We start from the raw sequence: 19,473 nt of genomic DNA on the forward strand, positions 1-19,473 counted from the left end.
GGTGGTGCGCTTCGCCCGTTCCGGGCCACCGACGGGCCACTAACTCGACGGTGCGGGCGGGAGGGGCCGGCTGTCCGCCGCATCGTTGGTTCGCACGTACAGCCCGGCCGGCTCCACCCGCACCCGCAGCCCGATCGCCTCGCCGATGAGGTCGCCGTCGACCTGGACGTGCGCGGGCTCCTCGATGAGCACCCGGACCTGCTTGCCGCGCCAGAACTCGATCGTGCTCGGACTGTTCGGCAGTTGCCGGCGGATCCCCAGGCCCTGCCCGACAACCTGACCGAAGAGTGAGGCCCACCCGAACAGGCCGCCCCGGGTGTCCAGGGCGGCGATGTCCAACCAGCCGTCGTTGATCTCGGCGTCGGGCAGCAGCACGATCCCACCGGGTAGGCGGCCGCAGTTCGCGAACAGCAGGCTGCGCAGCCGCAGTTGCTGACCGGGGGCCTCGTCCACGGTCATCCGGAGCCGGACCTTGCGGCCGTGCAGGTGCCGGGCCCCGGCCAGGAAGTACGCGAACCAGCCCATCCGGGCCTTCAGCTGGTCGTCCGCGCCGGCCACCATCGCGGCGTCGAACCCGACGCCCGCCATCACCAGGAACAGATGCTCGTCCTCGTCGACGGGTGCGGCGCCGTCGACCGGGTCCACCTCGCCGTCGGTGGGCCGCAGCCGTTCGGGCCGGACCCAGCCGATGTCGATCGGGTGGTCGGTGCCGGTCACCGCGGTCCGGATCAGGCTGCGGGTGCCGTCGATCGGCAGGTCGAGGTTGCGGGCGAGCAGGTTCCCCGTGCCCAGCGGCAGCAGCCCCATCGGCGTGGTCGTGCCGATCAGGGCCTTCGCCACCGCCCGGACGGTGCCGTCACCACCGGCCGCGACCACCACGGACGCGCCCGCCGCCACGGCGTCGCGCGCCTGGCCGAGGCCCGGGTCGGCCACCGTGGTCTCGTACCAGAGCGGTTCGGGCAGGCCGGCCTCGGCGCAGACCTGTTCGACGGCGGCCCGCAGCCGGCGCGGGTCGCTCGCCTTGATCGGGTTCACCACGAAGGCGGGCGGCCCGGTCGGCACTGTGGGATCCGCGGCCTCGACGGTGCCCGCGCCGAGGGAGGGCACCCGCTGGTTGCGCTCGGAGATCCGGCGCAGCAGCACCAGGCCCACCACCACCGCGACGAGCGCCAGGACGAGCGCGACGACGCTCACCGCCTGTTCCCAGGTCATGGCCTGCATGACCAGCACGGTATCCCGCCGCTCGGACGGGTCCCCGCTCGCCGCCCCGCGCACCGCCGCGCCCGGGACCGATACGCTCGTGGGTGTGATCGATCTGAAGAGCCTTCGCGAGGATCCGGACGTCGCACGAGCGAGCCAACGGGCCCGCGGGGAGTCTCCCGGCCTGGTGGACAGGGTCCTCGACGCGGACGCCCGGCGACGCGCGCTGCTCACCGAGTTCGAGCGGCTGCGCGCGGAGCAGAAGGAAGTCTCCCGGTCCGTCGGGAAGGCGTCGCCGGAGGAGCGGTCGGCGATCCTGGGCCGGGCCAAGGAGCTCTCCGACCACGTCAAGGCGGCGGAGGCGGACGCCGACCGCGCGCGCGACGACCTGGACCGGCTGGTCGCCGGCTTCCCGAACATCGTGCTCGACGGCGTCCCGGCAGGCGGCGAGGACGACTACGTGGTGCTGCGCACCGAGGGCAGCCCGCGTGACTTCGCGGCGGAGGGGTTCACACCGCGCGACCACCTGGAGATCGGCGAGCTGCTCGGCGCGATCGACACCGAGCGCGGCGCGAAGGTCTCCGGCGCCCGGTTCTACTACCTCACCGGGATCGGTGCCCGCCTCGAGCTCGCGCTGCTGAATGCCGCCATCGACAAGGCCCTCGCGGCGGGGTTCACCCCGATGATCACGCCGACCCTGGTCAAGCCCGAGATCATGGCCGGCACCGGGTTCCTCGGCGCCCACGCCGACGAGATCTACCGCCTCGAGGCGGACGACCTGTACCTGGTCGGCACCTCCGAGGTCGCCCTGGCCGGCTACCACTCGCGCGAGATCCTCGACCTGAGTGCCGGGCCGAAGCGGTACGCCGGCTGGTCCGCCTGCTATCGCCGCGAGGCGGGCTCCTACGGCAAGGACACCCGCGGCATCATCCGGGTCCACCAGTTCCACAAGGTGGAGATGTTCTCCTACGCCCCGATCGAGGAGGCCGAGGCCGAGCACGCCCGCCTGCTCGCCTGGGAGGAGGAGATGCTCGCCGCCGCCGGTCTGCCCTACCGGGTGATCGACACGGCGGCCGGGGACCTCGGCACCAGCGCCGCCCGCAAGTTCGACTGCGAGGCCTGGCTGCCCACCCAGGGCCGCTACCTGGAACTGACCTCCACCTCGAACTGCACCACGTACCAGGCCCGCCGCCTCGGCATCCGCGAGCGGACGCTGTCGGGTACACGACCGGTGGCGACGCTGAACGGGACGCTCGCGACCACCCGCTGGCTCGTCGCGATCCTGGAGAACCACCAGTTGCCGGACGGGTCCGTGCGGGTCCCCGAGGGCCTGCGCGGCTACCTCGGCGGGCTCGAGGTGCTCGAGCCGGCCGCACCGGTGACTGCATGAGCGTGGCGTTCACCCCGGAGGCCCTCGCGGACCTGCGCCCCGGGCCGCAGCTGCTGGTCGCCCTCGACATCGACGGCACCATCCTCGGCCACGACGGCACGATGTCCGACGGCGTCATCGCCGCGGTCGGTGACCTCGCCTCGAGCGGCACGCACGTCGTGCTCTCCACGGGCCGGTCGCTGCAGGCGGTCACTCCGATCCTGGCGCACCTGGGCCTGGCGACCGGGTGGGCGGTCTGCTCCAACGGCGCCGTCACGATCCGGTTGGACCCGGAGCTGGAGGGCGGCTACGAGATCAACGATGTCGCCACCTTCGACCCGGAGCCGACGCTGCGACTGCTGCGCGAGCACGCCCCGGACGTGCTGTTCGCCGTCGAGGAGCTCGGCCACGGGTTCAAGGTGACCGCACCGTTCCCGATGGGCGAGCTCACCGGGGAGGTGCGCGTCGTCGACTTCGAGGAGTTGTGCGCGGCGCCGGCGTCCCGGCTCACGCTGCGCGCGCCCGACCTGGACGCGGACGACTTCCACGACCTCGTCGAGCGCAGCGGGCTGCACGGCGTCAGCTACGCCGTCGGGTGGACCGCGTGGCTGGACATCGCACCGGAGGGCATCTCCAAGGCGAGCGCGCTCGAGGTGGTGCGCCAGCGCCTCGAGGTGCCGGAGGGGTCCACCCTGGCCGCCGGCGACGGCCGCAACGACATCGAGATGCTCGGCTGGGCCGGCGTCGGAGTGGCGATGGGCGGCGCCGACGCGGACACCCTCGCCGCGGCGGACGTGCACACCGGGCCGGTGGAGGACGATGGGCTGGTGCCGATCCTGAGGGCGGTCCTGCGCGGCGGGCGCTGATAGGGCACACTGACGATCCGTGGCCCCAGACATCGATGACGTGGCGCGGGCGGCGGGAGTCTCGACGGCGACCGTCTCGCGCGCGCTGCGCGGGCTGCCGAACGTGCGCGAGTCCACACGCGCCCGCGTGCGCCTGGCCGCGATCGAGCTCGGGTACGCACCGTCCGCGTCCGCGGCGTCGCTGGCGTCCGGACGGACCCGCACGGTCGGGCTGCTGACGCCCTGGTTCCGGCGCTGGTTCCACGCGTCCGTCACCGAGGGGGCGGAGCGGGCCCTGCGGGCCGACGGCTTCGACGCCCTGCTGTACTCCTTCGAACTGGACGATCAGTTCCGGCGCTCGCGGGTGGACCCGTTCGTGCTGCGACGGCGGGTGGACGGGGTCCTGGTGGTCGGCATGACGCTCGACCCCGAGGAGATCGCGACCCTCGCGGGGCTGGAGGTGCCGCTCGTGTTCGTCGGGGCCGGGCCGCCCGAGCAGGTCACCGTCGGGGTCGACGACGACGCCGCAGCCCGGACCGCCACCAGGCACCTGCTCGCGCTCGGGCACACCCGGATCGGCTACCTCGGCGGTGCCCAGGCCGAACGGGCACCGTGGTCGCCACCGGTACTGCGGCTCGAGGGCTTCCGGGCCGAGCTCGCGGCAGCGGGCCTCGAGACGCGACCGGGGTGGCTGGTACACGGGCACTTCGGCATGACCGGTGGGCGCACGGCGTGCGGGGGCCTCCTGGATGCCCATCCGGACGTCACCGCGATCTTCGCGGCATCGGACGAGATGGCGTTCGGCGCGATGCAGGCGATCCGGGACCGCGGACTCCGGGTCCCGGAGGACGTCTCCGTGATCGGGATCGACGGCCATGACCTCAGCGAGCTCGTCGGCCTGACCACGGTGGCGCAGGACGCGGTCGAGCAGGGGGCCGCTGCGGCCGCGCTCGTCCTCGAGATGCTCACGGGCACCCCGGTGGGCAACCGGCTGACCTACCCGGTGTCCCTGATAGAGCGCTCTTCCACTGGAATACCGCCGATCTGACCGTGATGGGATTGTTATGCGCTCAGGGCCTGATTCGCTTGCAGCGGCCCGCCGTAAGCGCTTGCATGGGTAGGCGACAGCGCGGGTCCCGCGCTGTCGGCTTCCCGACGTGTAGCAGGAGGACAGCTCGATGAAGAGGACGACGGCTCGGCGTACCGGCGCCGCAGTGGCGGGGGGCCTGGCGTTCGCGCTGGCCCTGACCGCATGTTCCGGCAGTGATCTCGGCGGCGGGGGCGACGACGGCGGCGACGGCGGCGGCGACGCGGCCTGTGAGGACTACGCCGACTACGGCACGTTCGAGGGTGACGAGGTGACCATCCTCTCCTCGATCCGTGAGCAGGAGGCGGACCAGATGGAGGACACCTTCGTCGACTTCGAGGAGTGCACCGGCATCGACGTCGTCCACAACGGCATCGGTGAGTTCGAGACCCAGGTGGTGGTGCAGGCCGAGGGTGGCAACGCACCGAACCTCGCGATCATCCCGCAGCCGGGGCTGCTTGCCCGGCTCGTGAACGACGGGTACATCCTCGAGCCCAACGAGCAGACCGTGGCCAACGCCCAGGAGGGCTGGACCGAGGAGTGGCTCAACTACGGAACCGTCGACGGCACGTTCTACGCCGCGCCGTTGATGGCGTCGGTGAAGTCGTTCGTCTGGTACTCCCCGACGGCGTTCGAGGAGAACGGGTACGAGGTCCCCACCACCTGGGACGAACTGATCGCGCTGTCCGACCAGATCGTTGCCGATCACGGCGGGGACGGCGTCGTGAAGCCGTGGTGCGCGGGCATCGAGTCGGGTGGGGCGACCGGCTGGCCGGCCACCGACTTCATCGAGGACATGGTCCTGCGTGAGGCCGGCCCGGAGGTCTACGACCAGTGGGTCACTCACGAGATCCCGTTCAACGACCCGCAGATCCTCGCGGCGACCGAGCGGGCCGGCTCCATCCTGCGCAACGAGGACTACGTCAACGGTGGCATCGGGGACTCCCGGTCGATCGCGACGACCTCGTTCAACGACGGCGGCCTGCCGATCCTCGAGGGCAACTGCTTCATGTACCGGATGGCCTCCTTCTACGAGGCGCAGTGGCCCGAGGGTACGGACGTCAGCCCTGAGGGCGACGCGTTCGCCTTCTACCTGCCGGGTGACGACGCGGACTCCAAGCCGCTGCTGACCGCCGGCGAGTTCGTCGGAGCGTTCGACGACAACGAGGCGACCCAGGCCGTGCAGGCGTTCATGTCCTCCGGTGAGTGGGCCAACCTCCGTGTCACCATCGGCGGCGTCACCAGCGCCAACAACGCGGTGGACCCGGCGAACGCGTCCTCGGACGTGCTGCGACTGGCCATCGAGCTGCTGCAGGACCCCGACGCGGTGTCCCGCTTCGACGGCTCCGACCTGATGCCCTCGGCCGTTGGTGCCGGTTCGTTCTGGACCGGCATGACCGAGTGGATCGACGGCGCGGACACCCAGACCGTGCTCGACCAGATCGAGGCGTCCTGGCCCGCGAGCTGACCCGATGAGTTGATCGCCGTGGGGGCGGAACCGTTGGGTTCCGCCCCCACGCGCGACTGCCGGGTCCGGCTCGACCGACGAGAGGAGAACCGACGGTGGACTTCTTCCTGTACAACAAGTTCGGCCAGATGCTGCTCGTGATCATCGTGTTCGCAGCCCTGATCGCGGTACTGCTCGCGATCGCCTGGGCGGCCGACAGGTGGATCGGCAAGGGCCGGCGTTGGGCCGCGCTCGCGGTCTTCGGTGGGCCGGCGCTCCTGCTGCTCGCGGTCGGGCTCATCTGGCCGGCCATCCGCACGTTCTACATGTCCTTCTACGACGCGGGCACGAACAACGCCGTCGGCCTGCAGAACTACGTCTTCACCTTCACGAACACCGGCGCCGTGATCGCGTTCCGGAACACGTTCATCTGGGTGTTCCTGGTCCCGATCGCGTCCACCCTGATCGGGCTGATCTACGCGATCCTGGTCGACAGGTCCAAGTTCGAGAAGATCGCGAAGTCGCTGCTGTTCCTGCCGATGGCGATCTCGTTCGTGGGCGCCGGCATCATCTGGAAGTTCGTCTACGAGTACCGGGGCGCGGCCCAGGAGCAGATCGGCCTGCTGAACGCGTTCATCACGTGGCTCGGCTTCGAGCCGGTGCGGTTCCTGCAGGACGCGCCGTGGAACACCCTGTTCCTCATCGCGGTGATGATCTGGATCCAGGCCGGGTTCGCGATGGTGATCCTGTCCGCCGCGATCAAGGCCGTGCCGACGGACATCATCGAGGCGGCCCGGCTCGACGGCGTGAACGCGTGGGAGATGTTCCGGAACATCACGGTGCCGAGCATCCGCCCGTCGCTGGTCGTGGTGCTGACCACGATCTCGATCGCGACCCTGAAGATCTTCGACATCACCCGCACCATGACCGGTGCCCGGTTCGACACCCAGGTGCTGGCGAACCAGATGTTCGACTACTCGTTCGTCTTCGGTGACAACGGCGTCGGTTCGGCGATGGCGGTTGCCATCTTCATCCTGGTCATCCCGCTGGTGGCCTACAACATCAGGCAGATGGCCAAGAACAGGGCGGTGCGAGGATGAGCGTCGAAGCCACGGTCCCCGAGGTCGCGGACGTCGCCAACCGACGTACCCAGCGCCCCGCGGCGGCGACCAAGTTCCGTTCCCTGGTGACGAACCGGATCGGCAGTGCGGTCGCGGTGGTCATCGCCGTGCTGTGGACGATCCCCACGTTCGGGCTGCTGATCAGCTCGTTCCGCCCGGAGGCGGACATCAAGTCCAGCGGCTGGTGGACGTTCTTCTCCGATCCGTCGTTCACGCTCGAGAACTACCAGGAGGTGCTGTTCGGGCGTGCCTCGTCCGGGGCTCTGGCCACCTACTTCATCAACTCGCTGGTGATCACGGTGCCGGCCACGGTGATCCCGCTCGTGCTCGCCACGATGGCCGCGTACGCGTTCTCGGTGCTGGAGTGGCGGGGCCGGGACTGGGTGTTCGTCGGGGTGTTCGCGCTGCAGATCGTGCCACTGCAGATGGCCCTGATCCCGCTGCTGCGCCTGTTCTCGTCGAGCGAGCTGCTGGAGCCGTTCCCGTTCCTGTCCGTCTGGGTGGCGCACTCGATCTTCGCGCTGCCGCTCGCGGTCTTCCTGCTGCACAACTTCATGTCCGACGTGCCGAAGGAACTCGTGGAGGCCGCTCGCGTGGACGGCGCCGGACACGTGTCGGTGTTCCTGCGGATCATGTTGCCGCTGATGGCGCCGGCGATCGCCTCGTTCGCGATCTTCCAGTTCCTCTGGGTCTGGAACGACCTGCTCGTCGGTTTGACGTTCACCGGCGCGAACAACGCCATCCAGCCGCTCACGGCGCGACTGGCGGAGATGGCCGGGTCCCGTGGCCAGGACTGGCAGCTGCTCACGGCCGGCGCGTTCGTGTCGATCATCCTGCCGCTGATCGTGTTCCTGGCCCTGCAGCGCTACTTCGTCCGGGGCCTGCTCGCGGGGTCGGTCAAGGGCTGACCCGGACCGCGCGCCCTGGAAGTCGCCAACGCATCGAATCAGTCGGGAAGAGCCGGCTGATTCGAGGCGTTGGCGACTGATTCGGCGTTCGGTGCCCGGGGAGTGGTGCGGGTCGAGGCGGGCCGAGGGGTGACCTACAGGTACTGGCCGGTGCCGTGGTTGCCGCGGTCGTCCTCAACGCCATGGCCGGGCATGCCCATGGCCGGGTGCGAGACGCCGGGCGGGAGTGCCTTGCGCATGCCGACCAGCTGGTTCTGGGCGGCCATCTGTTGCGCGACGAGCGCCGTCTGGATGCCGTGGAACAGTCCCTCGAGCCAGCCCACGAGCTGTGCCTGCGCGATCCGGAGCTCGGCGTCGGAGGGGGCCCGGTCATCGGTGAAGGGCAGCGTGATCCGGTGCAACTCCGAGACCAGGTCCGCGCTCAGCCCGGCCTCGAGTTCGTGCAGCGATCGCTCGTGGATCTCGGCGAGGCGCTCCCGGGCGGCCTCGTCCAGGGGCGCGCTGCGGACCTCGTCCAGCAGTTGCTTGATCATCGTGCCGATCCGCATCACCTTCGCGGGCTCCTCGACGAGCGAGGTCGGGTCGTCGCCCTCCTCGGAAGCGACGCCGAGACCGGAGGCCGAGGCCACTACGACGCGGGGCCGCCCGGGCTTGTCCGACGGCGCATCCGGCAAGGGCTCCTGGGTCACGTCCTCCGCCGCCGCGGCCCCGTCCGCGACCGAGCCGTCGTCGCCACCGGGGCCACGCTCGGGCTCCTCGGAGGCGGTGGTCACGTCATCGGTCCGGTCGCTGGCGGTCTCGTCGCTGCTCATGCGCCCATCATGCCTTCCGCGCCGCCGCGGGCGCAGGTCGTGACGATAGCCTGCAGGCATGAACTGGTTGACCAATGCCGCTCACACCCGCTGGCTCGAGGCCGAGGCCGATTCGCTGCTCGCGTTCGCCTCCGGCGCCCTGACCGACGAGGGCTTCGGCTACCTCGACGGCGAGGGCCGGCCCGTGCCCACGGAGGGCTCGCACCTGTGGATCACCTGCCGGATGATCCACTCCTTCTCCCTCGGCGCACTCCTCGGCCGACCCGGCTCGGCCACCATGGTGGATCACGGTGTGCGCGCGCTCGCGGAGCACTTCCACGACAAGGCCCACGGCGGCTGGTACGCCCAGGTGGGCCCGGACGGCCCGATCGACACCACCAAGGCCGCATACGCGCACGCGTTCGTGATCCTGGCCGCCTCCAGCGCCGCCGCGGCCGGTCGACCCGGCGGCAAGGAACTCCTCGCCGAGGCACTCACGGTTTCCCTCGAGCGGTTCTGGCGCGAGGAGGACGGCATGGTCGTGGAGTCCTACAACGCCGACTTCACCGAGCTCGAGGACTACCGCGGCGTCAACGCGAACATGCACACCGTGGAGGCCTACCTCGCCGCCGCCGACGTCACCGGCGACGACGCCTGGCTCGAGCGGGCCACCCGGATCACCAAGCGGGTGGTCGACGACTTCGCCCGCGGCAACGACTGGCGCATCCCCGAGCACTTCGACGCCGGCTGGAACTCCCTGCCCGAGTACAACATGGACCACCCGGCGGACCCGTTCCGCCCGGCCGGGGCCACCATCGGGCACTGGTTCGAATGGAGCCGGCTGACCCTGCACGTGCGGGCCGCCTGGCAGCTGCGGGGCGTTTCCCCGGAGGACTGGATGCTCGACGGCGCCCAGGCACTGTTCGACCTCGGCGTCACCGAGGGGTGGGACGTCGACGGCGAGGACGGCTTCGTCTACACCGTCGACTTCGACGGCAAGCCGCTGGTCACCGAGCGGATGCACTGGGTGGTCACCGAGGCGCTCGGTGCCGCGGCCGCACTGTACCGGGTGACCGAGGACCCGAACCTGCCGGCCTGGTACCAACTCTGGTGGGAGTACGCCGCGGTGCACCTGATCGACGAGGAGGGCGGTTCCTGGGTGCACGAACTCGACTCCGTCAACGAGCCGAGCGCCACGGTCTGGTCGGGCAAGCCGGACATCTACCACGCGATCCAGGCGACGCTGATCCCGCGCCTGCCGCTGACCCCGCCCATCGCCCCGGCGCTGGCCCAGGGCCTGCTCGACAAGATCTGAACCGGCCTCGAGAGTGTTGAAGCGGCTGCCGCTTCAGCACTCTCGACCGGGGGTGCGGTGGGCCGATCCGCGCTGACAGTGCTGAAGTGGTCGCCACTTCAGCACTCCCGGCGGCGACGACGATCGGCTGGGATGGGTCGGGCGCCCTCAGGGAACCAGGAGGAGCTTGCCGAAGACCGCGCCGTCGGCCAGGAGCCGGTGCGCGTCGGCGGCCCGGTCCAGCGGCAGCCGCTCGTGGACCACCGGGTACACGTCGCCGGACGTCACCAGTGGCCACGCCTGTTCGCGCACGGCCGCGACGATCGCCTCCTTCTCGGCGCGCGGGCGCTTGCGCAGCAGGCTGCCGTGCACGCCGGCCCAGCGGCCCATCAGGCTCCCGATGTCGAGGGTGGCCCTCGTGCCCTGCTGGGCGGCGATGATCACGAGCTGTCCGAGCCTGGCCAGCGAGGCCAGGTTGCGCTCGAGGTAGCCGGCGCCGACCACGTCCAGGATCACGTCCACCCCGGCGCCCTCGGTGACCCGCTGCACCACCTCGGCGAAGTCCTCGGCCCGGTGGTCGATGCCGACGTCGGCGCCCAACGCCACGCACCGGGCCACCCGGTCCGGTCCGCCCGCCGTGGTCAGGACTCGCGCACCGAGCGCCTTCAGCAGCAGGATGGACGTGGTGCCCACGCCGCCGGAGCCGCCGTGCACGAGCACCGTGGCGCCGGCCGCGGACTCCCGGGTCAGCCCGGCCACCCCGGCCAGGTTCGACCAGGCGGTGCAGATTGCCTCCGGGAGCCCGGCGGCGTCCACGAGGTCCAGCCCCGCCGGCACGGGCAGCAACAGCGCGGCGGATGCGACGGCCTTCGAGGCGTACCCGCCACCGTCGAGCAGGGCGCAGACCCGGTCCCCGACCGACCAGCCGGTCACGCCCGGGCCGAGCGCCGCGATCGTGCCGGACGCCTCCAGCCCCGGCCACTCCGGTGCCCCCGGCGGCGGCGGGTGGTGCCCCTTGAGCTGGAGCAGGTCGGCCCGGTTCACACCGGCCGCGGCGACGTCGATGAGAACCTCGCCGTGGCCCGGCGTGGGGTCGGGAACGTCGGTGGGGGAGAGCACCTCGGGCCCGCCGGTGCCGGTCGTCAGGACTGCGCGCATGGTCCCAACGTAGGGGCAGAGACGCCCGACGGCGGAGGTGACGCCGCGTACGCGGGTCCACCTCCGCCGTCGGGCGGGTCCTGCTCCCTTACTGGCCGCCGAGGCCGGTCGTCGCCACGCCGCGCACGATCTGGCGCTGGAACAGCATGAACACGACGAGCAGCGGCAGCGCCGCGAGCATCGCGGACGCCATCGTGCGGGCGTACTGCAGGCCGTACGTCTCCGTGACCGTGGCGATACCCACCGGGATCGTCATCAGCGAGGAGTCCGAGACCACGATGAACGGCCACAGGAAGTTGTTCCACGCCCCGATGAACACGAAGATCGCGACCGCCACCAGGATCGACTTGGACAGCGGCACCACGATCGTGGAGAACGTGCGCCACGGTCCGGCGCCGTCCACCCGGGCGGCGTCGAGGAGCTCCTGGGGGATGGCGTCGAAGAACTTCTTCAGAATGAACACCATCACCGGCGCCACCACCTGCGGCAGGACGATGCCCGCGTAGGTGTCGACCATCCGGAAGGTCAGCATCTGCTGGAACAGCGGCACGATCAGGATCTGCCCGGGCACCATGATCGAGGCCACGGTGATAGCGAACGCGAGCCGCCGGCCACGGAACATGGTGCGCGAGAACGCGTAGCCGGCCATCGCCGAGACCACGAGAGTGATCGCCGTGACGAGCACTGCGGTGATCACCGAGTTCAGCATCCAGACCGGCAGGTCGCCCTTGGTCAGGACATTGACGTAGGCCTGCAGCGACCAGCCACTGGCGGGCCAGACGGTGGCCGCGCTGGCCGCGTCGGTCTCGGTCTTGAACGAGGTGATGATCGCCCACGCGAACGGGAGCAGCCAGATCGCCGTCATCAGCACCAGCGCGATCATGGCGAGCGTGCGGGCCGTGGTGCTCGAGCCGAGGAGCAGCCGGGTGGAGCGTTGGCTGTCCGCCCGGCGGATCGCCCGCCGGGTGGAGACCTCGGGCAGGACAAGGGATTGCGTTGCCATGTCAGGCCTCCTTCCGGCCGCCGAAGAACCGGGTCAGGGACAGGATCACGATCAGCGCGAAGAAGATGTACGAGATCGCCGATGCGTATCCGAGCCGGTAGTTCACGAAGCCCGTGTCGTAGATGTAGAGCAGGATCGAACGGGTGGAGCCGTTCGGCCCGCCCGCGGTGAGCAGGTAGATCTGGTCGAACACCTTCAGCGAGGCGAGCAGCTGCAGCGCCAGGACGAGCCAGGTGGTGCGACCGAGTTGCGGGATCGTGATCGAGAAGAGGCGCCGCCAGGCACCCGCGCCGTCGATCGCGGCGGCCTCGTAGAGGTGCTCCGGGATGGCCTGCAGGGCGGCCAGGTAGAGCAGGAAGTTGAACCCGACCGTCCACCACACGGTGGCCGCGATGATCGCGATCATCGCCCAGTTCTCGTCGGTCAACCAGCCCACCGGTTCGAACCCGAGGGCGCCGAGCCAGGTGTTGAAGAGCCCGAGGTCCGGCTGGTACATCCAGGCCCAGACCTGCGTGACCACGGCCACGGGCAACAGGAACGAGGCGAAGAACGCGAACCGCCAGAGCCACTGGCCGGGTAGGCCGGTGAACACCAGCAGCGCCATCACCATGGCGATCAGGACCAGCGGGATGGTGCTGCCGATCGTGAACAGGACGGTCTGCCACAGGGTCTGCCAGACCTGCGCGTCGCCGAACGCCTCGATGAAGTTCGCGAGGCCCACGAACCCGGGTTCGGTGCCGATCAGGGTGCGGTCGGTCAGGCTCATCCAGATGCCGTAGAGGATCGGCCAGACGAGGAAGACCAGGAACACGACGGCGAACGGGAGCAGGAACCAGTAGCCGCTGCGGCCACTGTGGAGTTCCTGGGCACGGCGCTCGGCCTCGCGCAGGGACCGGCGCAGGTCCTTGCGTGCGCCGGGGGAGAGGGACGACGGCGTCGGTGCCGCGGTCTCGGAGGTGGTGGCACTCATGAGTTGCTCTCCCGCCCTACGCCGGTGCCGGCGTCTCGAGGAACGTGTTCATCTCGCCGATCATCGTGTCGACGGCGTCCTGCGCGGTGCCCAGGCCCTGCAGTGCGGTCTGCATGGCCTGGCACATGCGGTTCTGGAAGTCGCTGCCGGAGCCGGCGAACCAGACCGGTGGGTCGAGGAAGATCCACTCGGCGGCCTGTGCGTAGTTCCGCTGCGGCACCAGATCCTGATACTCGGGCGACTCCACCACCGGGACGAGCGAGGGGATGTGCCCCGCGTCCGCCCAGCGCAGTCCGCGCTTGAGGATGGCGGCGAGCACCTCGTAGGTGGCCTCACGCCGTTCCGGATTGGCGACCAGCTGACGCGGCAGCACGTAGGAGTGGGAGTCCCCGAACGCCGTCGGGGTGCCGAAGATGATCGGCACCGTGGCGCCGCCGAGGTCCGGGATCGACCCCTGCAGCGACGTCTTCTCCCACACGCCGGAGAAGATCAGCCCGGTCTGCTCCGTGCTGAAGTTCGCGATCGCGCCGCCGTAGTCGCTGTTGCTCGCCGCGACGGTGCCGTCCAGCATCGACTGCATGAATTCGAGGACCTCGACGGCGGCGCCGTCGTCGAAGCCGACGGGCTTGCCGGGCGTGAACTCGTAGTCCGCGCCGGTCTGCCCGTACAGGCCCCAGAACATCCGCCAGCCCTGGGCGGGGTCGGAGAGGTACCCGTAGGAGAACCCCTGCGCGCCGGTCACCTCCGCCATCGCCCGGCCGGCGTCCAGCAGGGCGTCCGGGGAGTCGATCTCGGCGAGCGTGCCGTCCGGGTTCAGCAGGCCGGCCGGTTCGGCGATCGCCGGGTTGTAGAACGTGATGAACGGGTGGGTGTCCAGGGGGAGGGCGTACAGCTGGTCCTGGAACAGGGCGCGCTCCCACAGTGCCGCCGGAAAGTCGGACTCCTTGATCCCCACCTGCTCGAGCATGTCGATGTCGAACGGCTCCAGCAGGCCGCCGGGGGCGTAGCCGATCAGCCGCGACAGGTGCATCACGGCCGCCTCGGGGGCGCGGCCACCGGTCGAGGCCATGGCCAGCTTCGTGTAGTACGGCGCGCCCCAGGCGAGCGTGGTCCGGTCGATCGTGATGTCCGGAAGCTCCTCGCGGACGCCGTCCACGATCTCACCCATGATCTGGCCGTCCGACCCGCCGAGCAGGTCCCAGATCCGGACCAGGGTGCCGGAGCTGGTGGCGCTCGCCACGCTCCCGGCGCAACTGCTCAACGCGCCGGCGGTGAGCAGGGTGCCGGCGCCGAGAGCCCCCTGCAGCACCGATCTGCGACTCGGTCCGCGGGCCCCCGACCCGGGAGAACGTAACGCGGAATTCAGGGTCATCGTTGACCTCCAGGTAGGCGATGCGCACGTTAACAGTCGCACAGGATCGTCATCGTGCTCCGTGCGACTTCTAACGTTGAATACAGTGATGTACGGCACATTGGGATGTCAAGGGGAGGTAGCTCGTGTCGGAGGACAGGACCGGGGAGGTCGCGACCGTCCGATCGGCGCGAAGGCCGACGGTCAAGGATGTGGCGGCCGCGGCAGACGTCTCCTGGAAGACGGTCTCGAACGTCGTCAACGGCACCGCGCCGGTTCGGGCGAGCACCCGGGAGCGGGTGCAGCGCGCCATCGACCAACTCGGCTACCGGCCGAACGCCGCCGGCCGCAACCTGCGGCGGGGCCGCAGCCGGCTGCTCGCCCTAGCCATCCCGGAGATCCGCCTGGCCTACTTCGCGGACCTGGCCCACGCCGTCATCCTGGCCGCCAAGGCGCGCGGGTACACGGTCCTGATCGACGAGACGTTCGCCGATCCCGCGCACGAGCGGGTGGTCGCCCAGGGGTTCCAGGTGGACCTGCTCGACGGGCTCATCTTCTCCCCGCAGGCACTCTCCGACCGGGACCTGGTGGCCGCCGGCGGGCGGCTCCCGATGGTCATGCTCGGGGAGGCGACCCTGCCCCTGGACGGTGGCGAGGCCGCGGCCGACCACGTGGTGATCGACAACGTGGCCTCGGCGCGGGAGGCCACCGAGCACCTCATCGAGGCCGGGCGGAGCCGGATCGGGTTCCTCGGAGTGCGCGAGACCGAGACGAACGGAACCGGCGTGCTGCGCCACACCGGGTACGCCATGGCCCTCCAGGAGCACGGGCTCCCGGCGGTGGCCTTCCCGGCGCCCACCTACTCCCGCCCGGGCGGGGCTGCGGCGATCGGGGCGGTCATCGAACGGTTCACGGGGCCCGACGCCCTCGACGCCCTCGTCTGTGCCAACGACCTCCTCGCCATCGGAGCGATGCACATCCTGCGCGGCGCAGGCCTGCGGGTGCCGCAGGACGTGGCGGTCATCGGCTGGGACGGCACCGAGGACGGGAACTACTCGAACCCGACCCTCACCACGGTGGCTCCGGATCTCGGCGCGCTCGCGGAACTCGCGGTCGACCTGGCCCTGGGCCGGGTGGACGGGTCGACGGCGTCACCGCAGGTGCACCTGGTGGGGCACCGGTTGATCGTGCGGGAGAGCACCGGCGGCGCGCTCGGGGGTTGACCCGGGCCGCGGGGAATGGCCTAAGCTTGCGGTCGGCCGTCTACAACGTTGTACCTAGGAGAAATTCGATGTCTGACATTCCCCGTCCGGAGTATCCCCGCCCGCAGATGGTCCGCCCGGACTGGCTGAATCTGAACGGCACCTGGCAGTTCGAGGTCGACGGTGGTGACTCGGGCCTCGAGCGCGGGCTCGTCTCCGCCGAGCTCAGCGGGAGCATCACCGTCCCGTTCGCCCCGGAGTCCGAGCTCTCCGGGGTCGGGAACACCGACTTCATGGAGGCCGTCTGGTACCGCCGCACGGTCACGATCCCGGCCGAGTGGTCCGGACGCCGCGCGCTGCTGCACTTCGGCGCGGTCGACCATGACACCACCGTCTGGGTGAACGGCACCGAACTGGTCCGCCACCGCGGCGGGTTCTCCCCGTTCACCGCCGACCTGCACGGTGTGGCCGGCCCCGGCGAGCAGGCCACGATCGTGGTCCGCGCGCGCGACCCGCGGCACGCCGACCAGGCCCGCGGCAAGCAGGCCACCAAGTTCAAGAACTCCGAGTGCAACTACACCCGGACCACCGGGATCTGGCAGACCGTCTGGCTGGAGCCGGTGTCGCACACCCACCTGCGCCGCCCGCGGATCACCCCGGACCTCGCGTCGACGAGCTTCACCGTGGTGGCCGCGCTGTCCGGCAACGTGCCCGGATACAGCGTCCGTGCGGTGCTGTCCGACGACGACGGCGAGGTCGCGTCGGCCACCTCCCGCGCGGACCTCGACCTCGCGCCGAGCCTGCACCTGGCGGTGCCGGAGGACCGGGTCCGGCTCTGGTCGGTCGGCCAGGGCAATCTGTACGGCGTGCGCGTCGAACTGCTCGACGCCGACGGCGCAGTGGTGGACGCCGTGGACTCCTACGCCGGCCTGCGTTCGGTCGCGATCGACGGCAAGCGGATCCTGATCAACGGCGAGCCGGTGTTCCAGCGGCTCGTGCTGGATCAGGGCTACTACCCGGACGGGATCATGACGGCGCCGTCCGACGACGCCCTCGTCGAGGACATCCAGCTCTCCCTGAACGCCGGGTTCAACGGGGCCCGGCTGCACCAGAAGGTCTTCGAGGAGCGGTTCCTCTACCACGCGGACCGGCTCGGCTACCTGGTCTGGGGCGAGTTCGGCGACTGGGGCATCGGTGGCGGCGGACCGGTCACGGACCACCAGCGGGTCACCGCCTCGTTCATCACCCAGTGGCTCGAGGTCCTGGACCGGGACCTCTCGCACCCCTCGATCGTCGGGTGGTGCCCGCTGAACGAGACCTGGCAGGTGCTGCACGACCGGATGACCGACCTCGACGACGTCACCCGCGGCATGTGGCTGGCCACGAAGGCGGCCGACCCGTCCCGGCCGGTCCTGGACACCTCCGGCTACTCCCACCGGGTGCTCGAGACCGATGTCTACGACTCCCACAACTACACCCAGGACCCCGCCGCTTTCGCCGAGGAGATGGGCGACGTGGCCGGCGGCACGCCCTGGATCAACACCCACAACGGGCGCACCATCTCCCAGGACTACAACGGTCAGCCCTACTTCGTCAGCGAGTACGGCGGGATCTGGTGGAACCCGGACGCGCTCGCGGCCGCGGGGGACGACCGTGAGGAGTCCTGGGGGTACGGCCAGCGCGTCGCCGACGAGGAGGAGTTCCACGCCCGGTTCGCCGGCCTGACCGACGTCCTGCTCGACGACGTGGACATGTTCGGCTACTGCTACACCCAGCTCACCGACGTGTTCCAGGAGGAGAACGGGATCTACCGCTTCGACCGCAGTGTCAAGCTCGACGTGGACCGGGTCCGCGCGGTCCAGCAGCGGCCCGCCGCGATCGAGGCGACCCCGCGGGTGGCCGGGCCGGGCGGCGCCGGCTGAGCCGGCTGCGCCGGCCTTCCTCCGAACCTGCCCGACGGCGCAGGTGAGCCCTCGTACGGGGCTCACCGTGCGCCGTCGGGCGCGTTTGGCCTCGCGGTGGCCCGATGGGCCACAATGGACCGCGCACCGGGAGGGTTGACAGAGCGGCCGAATGTGACGGTCTTGAAAACCGTTGTGCGAAAGCACCAAGGGTTCGAATCCCTTACCCTCCGCCAGCGGGAACCCGGGGACCCGCAGGATCCGCCTGCTCCTGGTACCGAGCGCCGGATCCCGAATCTCCTCGGTTGCTCGATGGCCGTGGCTCTCGCGTCGCGTCCCTCGATGACGCGTCCTAGGGTGGGAGGCCGCAGGCCATCGAGGAGGCAGCACCATGCAGGACAAGGTCGCGCTCATCACCGGAGCAGGTTCGGGTATCGGCGAGGCGTCGGCGCGGCTGATGGCGGCGCGTGGGGCGCGGGTGTGCCTGATGGGGCGCACGGAGTCCGAGCTCGAGGAGGTTGCCGAGGGCATTCGGGCCGAGGGCGGCGAGGCACTCATCGCCGTCGCCGACATCAGCGAGGAAGCCGCCGTCGGTGCCGCGGTGCAGGCGACGGTCGACCGTTTCGGCCGGCTCGACGTCGTGGTCGCGAACGCGGGGGTGAACGGCACCTGGGCGGGCATCGAGGACCTGAGCGTCGAGGACTTCCGGTCGACGCTCGACATCAATCTCACCGGCACGTTCATCACGATCAAGGCGGCGGTGCCGCACCTGGGCCGTGGCGGCTCGGTGGTCGTGACGTCGTCGGTCAACGGCAGCCGGATCTTCTCGAACTCCGGGGCGAGCGCCTACTCGGCATCGAAGGCCGGCCAGATCGCACTGACGAAGATGCTTGCGGTCGAGCTCGGGCCGCGCGGGATCCGGGTCAACGTCATCTGTCCCGGTGCCATCGACACCGAGATCGACGACAACACCGACCACCAGAACGAGGATGTCGGCATCCCGGTCGAGTTCCCGAAGGGCCAGATCCCGTTGACCGGCTCGACTCCGGGATCCTCGGAGCAGGTCGCCGAGCTCGTCGCCTTCCTCGGCTCCGACGCCGCGAGCCACATCAGCGGCACCGAGGTCTGGATCGACGGCGCCCAGTCGCTGCTGCAGGGCTGAGTCCCGGGCCGATCGACCCCTCAGGCGGGCTCCTTCTCGATGCGGTACGTGAAGTACCCGCCGTAGCCGTAGACGCGCCCCAGGATGGGCAGGTCGACCGTCAGGTCCACCCGCTGCTGGGCGCGGGCGTCGTCGTAACTCTCGTGCAGCCGAATCGTCGGGCGGATCCGACGGGGGATCCGGACCCTGAGCCACCCGTACCGGAGCCCGACCGTTCGGCTCGTCAGCACCAGGGCGCCGGCGACGGTGCTGACGTCGAAGGTGGCGGCCACGGTCGCCGGGGTGCCCAGGCGATCCGCCACGCCGCCGCCGGGTGCGCACACCACCTCGTCGGTCATGGTCCAGGTGCGCCCGGGCAACTGGAACTCCCGGGTGGCCACGGCCCGGCCGTCGATCGTCCGGTTCTGGATCCGGAACGGGACCTGGCGCGCCCACCCGGCGAACACGACGTGCCGCCGTTCCAGCACGCGGATCACCGGCCAGAGCCAGCGGTGCGGGGTCCCGGCGCGGGTGAAGGCACCCTCGCCGACGCCGACGTGGCTGGGCGGGATGGTCGTGAAGTACCGCTGCAGTCGCGGATGCAACTCGGACAACCGGCCCCCGAGGACTACCTCGTAGGGCGATCGGTGCGGGGTGGCCACCCGCTCGATCCTAGGGTGACATG

The 19,473-nt window shown here is 70.5% G+C and carries 17 protein-coding genes and 1 tRNA gene; 11 read left to right on the forward strand and 7 right to left on the reverse strand.

The features are described from left to right. Window positions 1–39: 39 nt before the first annotated feature. Window positions 40–1,221 (reverse strand): diacylglycerol/lipid kinase family protein, encoded by a 1,182-nt coding sequence (locus EXU48_RS15310; protein ID WP_328591649.1) that lies wholly within the window; start codon window positions 1,219–1,221, stop codon window positions 40–42. Between the two features lie 85 nt (window positions 1,222–1,306). Here EXU48_RS15310 and serS point away from each other — a divergent pair, with 85 nt between their 5' ends. From serS to EXU48_RS15340, 6 genes are all read left to right on the forward strand, one after another. Further along, window positions 1,307–2,590: a serine--tRNA ligase gene (serS, locus tag EXU48_RS15315; RefSeq protein ID WP_133108769.1), complete on the forward strand. Its 1,284-nt coding sequence runs from the start codon at window positions 1,307–1,309 to the stop codon at window positions 2,588–2,590. Beyond that, window positions 2,587–3,435: an HAD family hydrolase gene (locus tag EXU48_RS15320; protein ID WP_133108555.1), complete on the forward strand. Its 849-nt coding sequence runs from the start codon at window positions 2,587–2,589 to the stop codon at window positions 3,433–3,435. The genes serS and EXU48_RS15320 overlap by 4 nt, the downstream gene beginning before the upstream one ends. A gap of 19 nt (window positions 3,436–3,454) precedes the next feature. Beyond that, window positions 3,455–4,462 (forward strand): LacI family DNA-binding transcriptional regulator, encoded by a 1,008-nt coding sequence (locus tag EXU48_RS15325; protein WP_133108556.1) that lies wholly within the window; start codon window positions 3,455–3,457, stop codon window positions 4,460–4,462. Between the two features lie 130 nt (window positions 4,463–4,592). Then, window positions 4,593–5,969, forward strand: a complete 1,377-nt coding sequence (locus EXU48_RS15330; RefSeq protein WP_133108557.1) for an ABC transporter substrate-binding protein — start codon at window positions 4,593–4,595, stop codon at window positions 5,967–5,969. 95 nt (window positions 5,970–6,064) lie between these two features. Then, window positions 6,065–7,048 carry a carbohydrate ABC transporter permease gene (locus tag EXU48_RS15335; protein ID WP_328591650.1) on the forward strand — a complete coding sequence of 328 codons (984 nt, stop codon included), beginning with the start codon at window positions 6,065–6,067 and terminating at the stop codon, window positions 7,046–7,048. Beyond that, entirely contained in the window at window positions 7,045–7,977 is a 933-nt protein-coding gene (locus tag EXU48_RS15340) for a carbohydrate ABC transporter permease (protein WP_133108558.1), read from the forward strand. Before EXU48_RS15335 ends, EXU48_RS15340 begins: the two co-directional genes overlap by 4 nt. Window positions 7,978–8,111: 134 nt before the next feature. Here EXU48_RS15340 and EXU48_RS15345 read toward each other — a convergent pair whose 3' ends face one another. Then, on the reverse strand, window positions 8,112–8,789 hold the full coding sequence (locus EXU48_RS15345) for a bacterial proteasome activator family protein (RefSeq protein ID WP_235857056.1): 678 nt from the start codon (window positions 8,787–8,789) through the stop codon (window positions 8,112–8,114). A gap of 58 nt (window positions 8,790–8,847) precedes the next feature. Between EXU48_RS15345 and EXU48_RS15350 the strand changes: the two genes are divergently transcribed. Then, window positions 8,848–10,083: an AGE family epimerase/isomerase gene (locus EXU48_RS15350; protein WP_133108559.1), complete on the forward strand. Its 1,236-nt coding sequence runs from the start codon at window positions 8,848–8,850 to the stop codon at window positions 10,081–10,083. Window positions 10,084–10,230: 147 nt separating this feature from the next. Here the strand turns inward: EXU48_RS15350 and EXU48_RS15355 are convergent, their stop codons facing one another. The 4 genes from EXU48_RS15355 to EXU48_RS15370 form a co-directional block, all read right to left on the reverse strand. Beyond that, window positions 10,231–11,220: an NAD(P)H-quinone oxidoreductase gene (locus tag EXU48_RS15355; RefSeq protein WP_133108560.1), complete on the reverse strand. Its 990-nt coding sequence runs from the start codon at window positions 11,218–11,220 to the stop codon at window positions 10,231–10,233. 88 nt (window positions 11,221–11,308) lie between these two features. Then, window positions 11,309–12,223 carry a carbohydrate ABC transporter permease gene (locus EXU48_RS15360; RefSeq protein ID WP_133108561.1) on the reverse strand — a complete coding sequence of 305 codons (915 nt, stop codon included), beginning with the start codon at window positions 12,221–12,223 and terminating at the stop codon, window positions 11,309–11,311. A gap of 1 nt (window position 12,224) precedes the next feature. Beyond that, window positions 12,225–13,193, reverse strand: coding sequence for a carbohydrate ABC transporter permease (locus EXU48_RS15365; protein ID WP_133108562.1), 969 nt, complete (start codon window positions 13,191–13,193; stop codon window positions 12,225–12,227). Between the two features lie 16 nt (window positions 13,194–13,209). Further along, window positions 13,210–14,565 (reverse strand): extracellular solute-binding protein, encoded by a 1,356-nt coding sequence (locus EXU48_RS15370; protein WP_133108563.1) that lies wholly within the window; start codon window positions 14,563–14,565, stop codon window positions 13,210–13,212. A 125-nt stretch (window positions 14,566–14,690) separates the two neighbouring features. On the opposite strand from EXU48_RS15370, the gene EXU48_RS15375 reads away from it, so the two are divergent. From EXU48_RS15375 to EXU48_RS15390, 4 genes are all read left to right on the forward strand, one after another. Continuing rightward, on the forward strand, window positions 14,691–15,767 hold the full coding sequence (locus EXU48_RS15375; protein WP_133108564.1) for a LacI family DNA-binding transcriptional regulator: 1,077 nt from the start codon (window positions 14,691–14,693) through the stop codon (window positions 15,765–15,767). A 68-nt stretch (window positions 15,768–15,835) separates the two neighbouring features. Beyond that, entirely contained in the window at window positions 15,836–17,668 is a 1,833-nt protein-coding gene (locus tag EXU48_RS15380) for a glycoside hydrolase family 2 protein (protein WP_133108565.1), read from the forward strand. 129 nt (window positions 17,669–17,797) lie between these two features. Then, window positions 17,798–17,883, forward strand: a tRNA-Ser gene (locus EXU48_RS15385). Between the two features lie 155 nt (window positions 17,884–18,038). Then, window positions 18,039–18,809: an SDR family oxidoreductase gene (locus EXU48_RS15390; RefSeq protein ID WP_133108566.1), complete on the forward strand. Its 771-nt coding sequence runs from the start codon at window positions 18,039–18,041 to the stop codon at window positions 18,807–18,809. Between the two features lie 20 nt (window positions 18,810–18,829). On the opposite strand, the gene EXU48_RS15395 is transcribed toward EXU48_RS15390, so the two are convergent. Continuing rightward, complete coding sequence (locus EXU48_RS15395; protein ID WP_133108567.1) at window positions 18,830–19,450, reverse strand: DUF4166 domain-containing protein; 621 nt, start codon at window positions 19,448–19,450, stop codon at window positions 18,830–18,832. Window positions 19,451–19,473: the final 23 nt, after the last annotated feature.

It is taken from the genome of Occultella glacieicola, assembly GCF_004353825.1.
GTDB classification, from domain to species: domain Bacteria; phylum Actinomycetota; class Actinomycetes; order Actinomycetales; family Beutenbergiaceae; genus Occultella; species Occultella glacieicola.

What these genes read in the sequence shown, in the direction of transcription:
- EXU48_RS15355 (WP_133108560.1), bottom strand. Translation starts at nt 11,220, where the DNA reads ATGCGCGCAGTCCTGACGACCGGCACCGGCGGGCCCGAGGTGCTCTCC.
- EXU48_RS15380 (WP_133108565.1), top strand. Translation starts at nt 15,836, where the DNA reads ATGTCTGACATTCCCCGTCCGGAGTATCCCCGCCCGCAGATGGTCCGC.
- EXU48_RS15320 (WP_133108555.1), top strand. Translation starts at nt 2,587, where the DNA reads ATGAGCGTGGCGTTCACCCCGGAGGCCCTCGCGGACCTGCGCCCCGGG.
- EXU48_RS15370 (WP_133108563.1), bottom strand. Translation starts at nt 14,565, where the DNA reads ATGACCCTGAATTCCGCGTTACGTTCTCCCGGGTCGGGGGCCCGCGGA.
- EXU48_RS15350 (WP_133108559.1), top strand. Translation starts at nt 8,848, where the DNA reads ATGAACTGGTTGACCAATGCCGCTCACACCCGCTGGCTCGAGGCCGAG.
- EXU48_RS15330 (WP_133108557.1), top strand. Translation starts at nt 4,593, where the DNA reads ATGAAGAGGACGACGGCTCGGCGTACCGGCGCCGCAGTGGCGGGGGGC.
- EXU48_RS15360 (WP_133108561.1), bottom strand. Translation starts at nt 12,223, where the DNA reads ATGGCAACGCAATCCCTTGTCCTGCCCGAGGTCTCCACCCGGCGGGCG.
- EXU48_RS15310 (WP_328591649.1), bottom strand. Translation starts at nt 1,221, where the DNA reads ATGCAGGCCATGACCTGGGAACAGGCGGTGAGCGTCGTCGCGCTCGTC.
- EXU48_RS15340 (WP_133108558.1), top strand. Translation starts at nt 7,045, where the DNA reads ATGAGCGTCGAAGCCACGGTCCCCGAGGTCGCGGACGTCGCCAACCGA.
- EXU48_RS15390 (WP_133108566.1), top strand. Translation starts at nt 18,039, where the DNA reads ATGCAGGACAAGGTCGCGCTCATCACCGGAGCAGGTTCGGGTATCGGC.
- EXU48_RS15365 (WP_133108562.1), bottom strand. Translation starts at nt 13,193, where the DNA reads ATGAGTGCCACCACCTCCGAGACCGCGGCACCGACGCCGTCGTCCCTC.
- EXU48_RS15345 (WP_235857056.1), bottom strand. Translation starts at nt 8,789, where the DNA reads ATGAGCAGCGACGAGACCGCCAGCGACCGGACCGATGACGTGACCACC.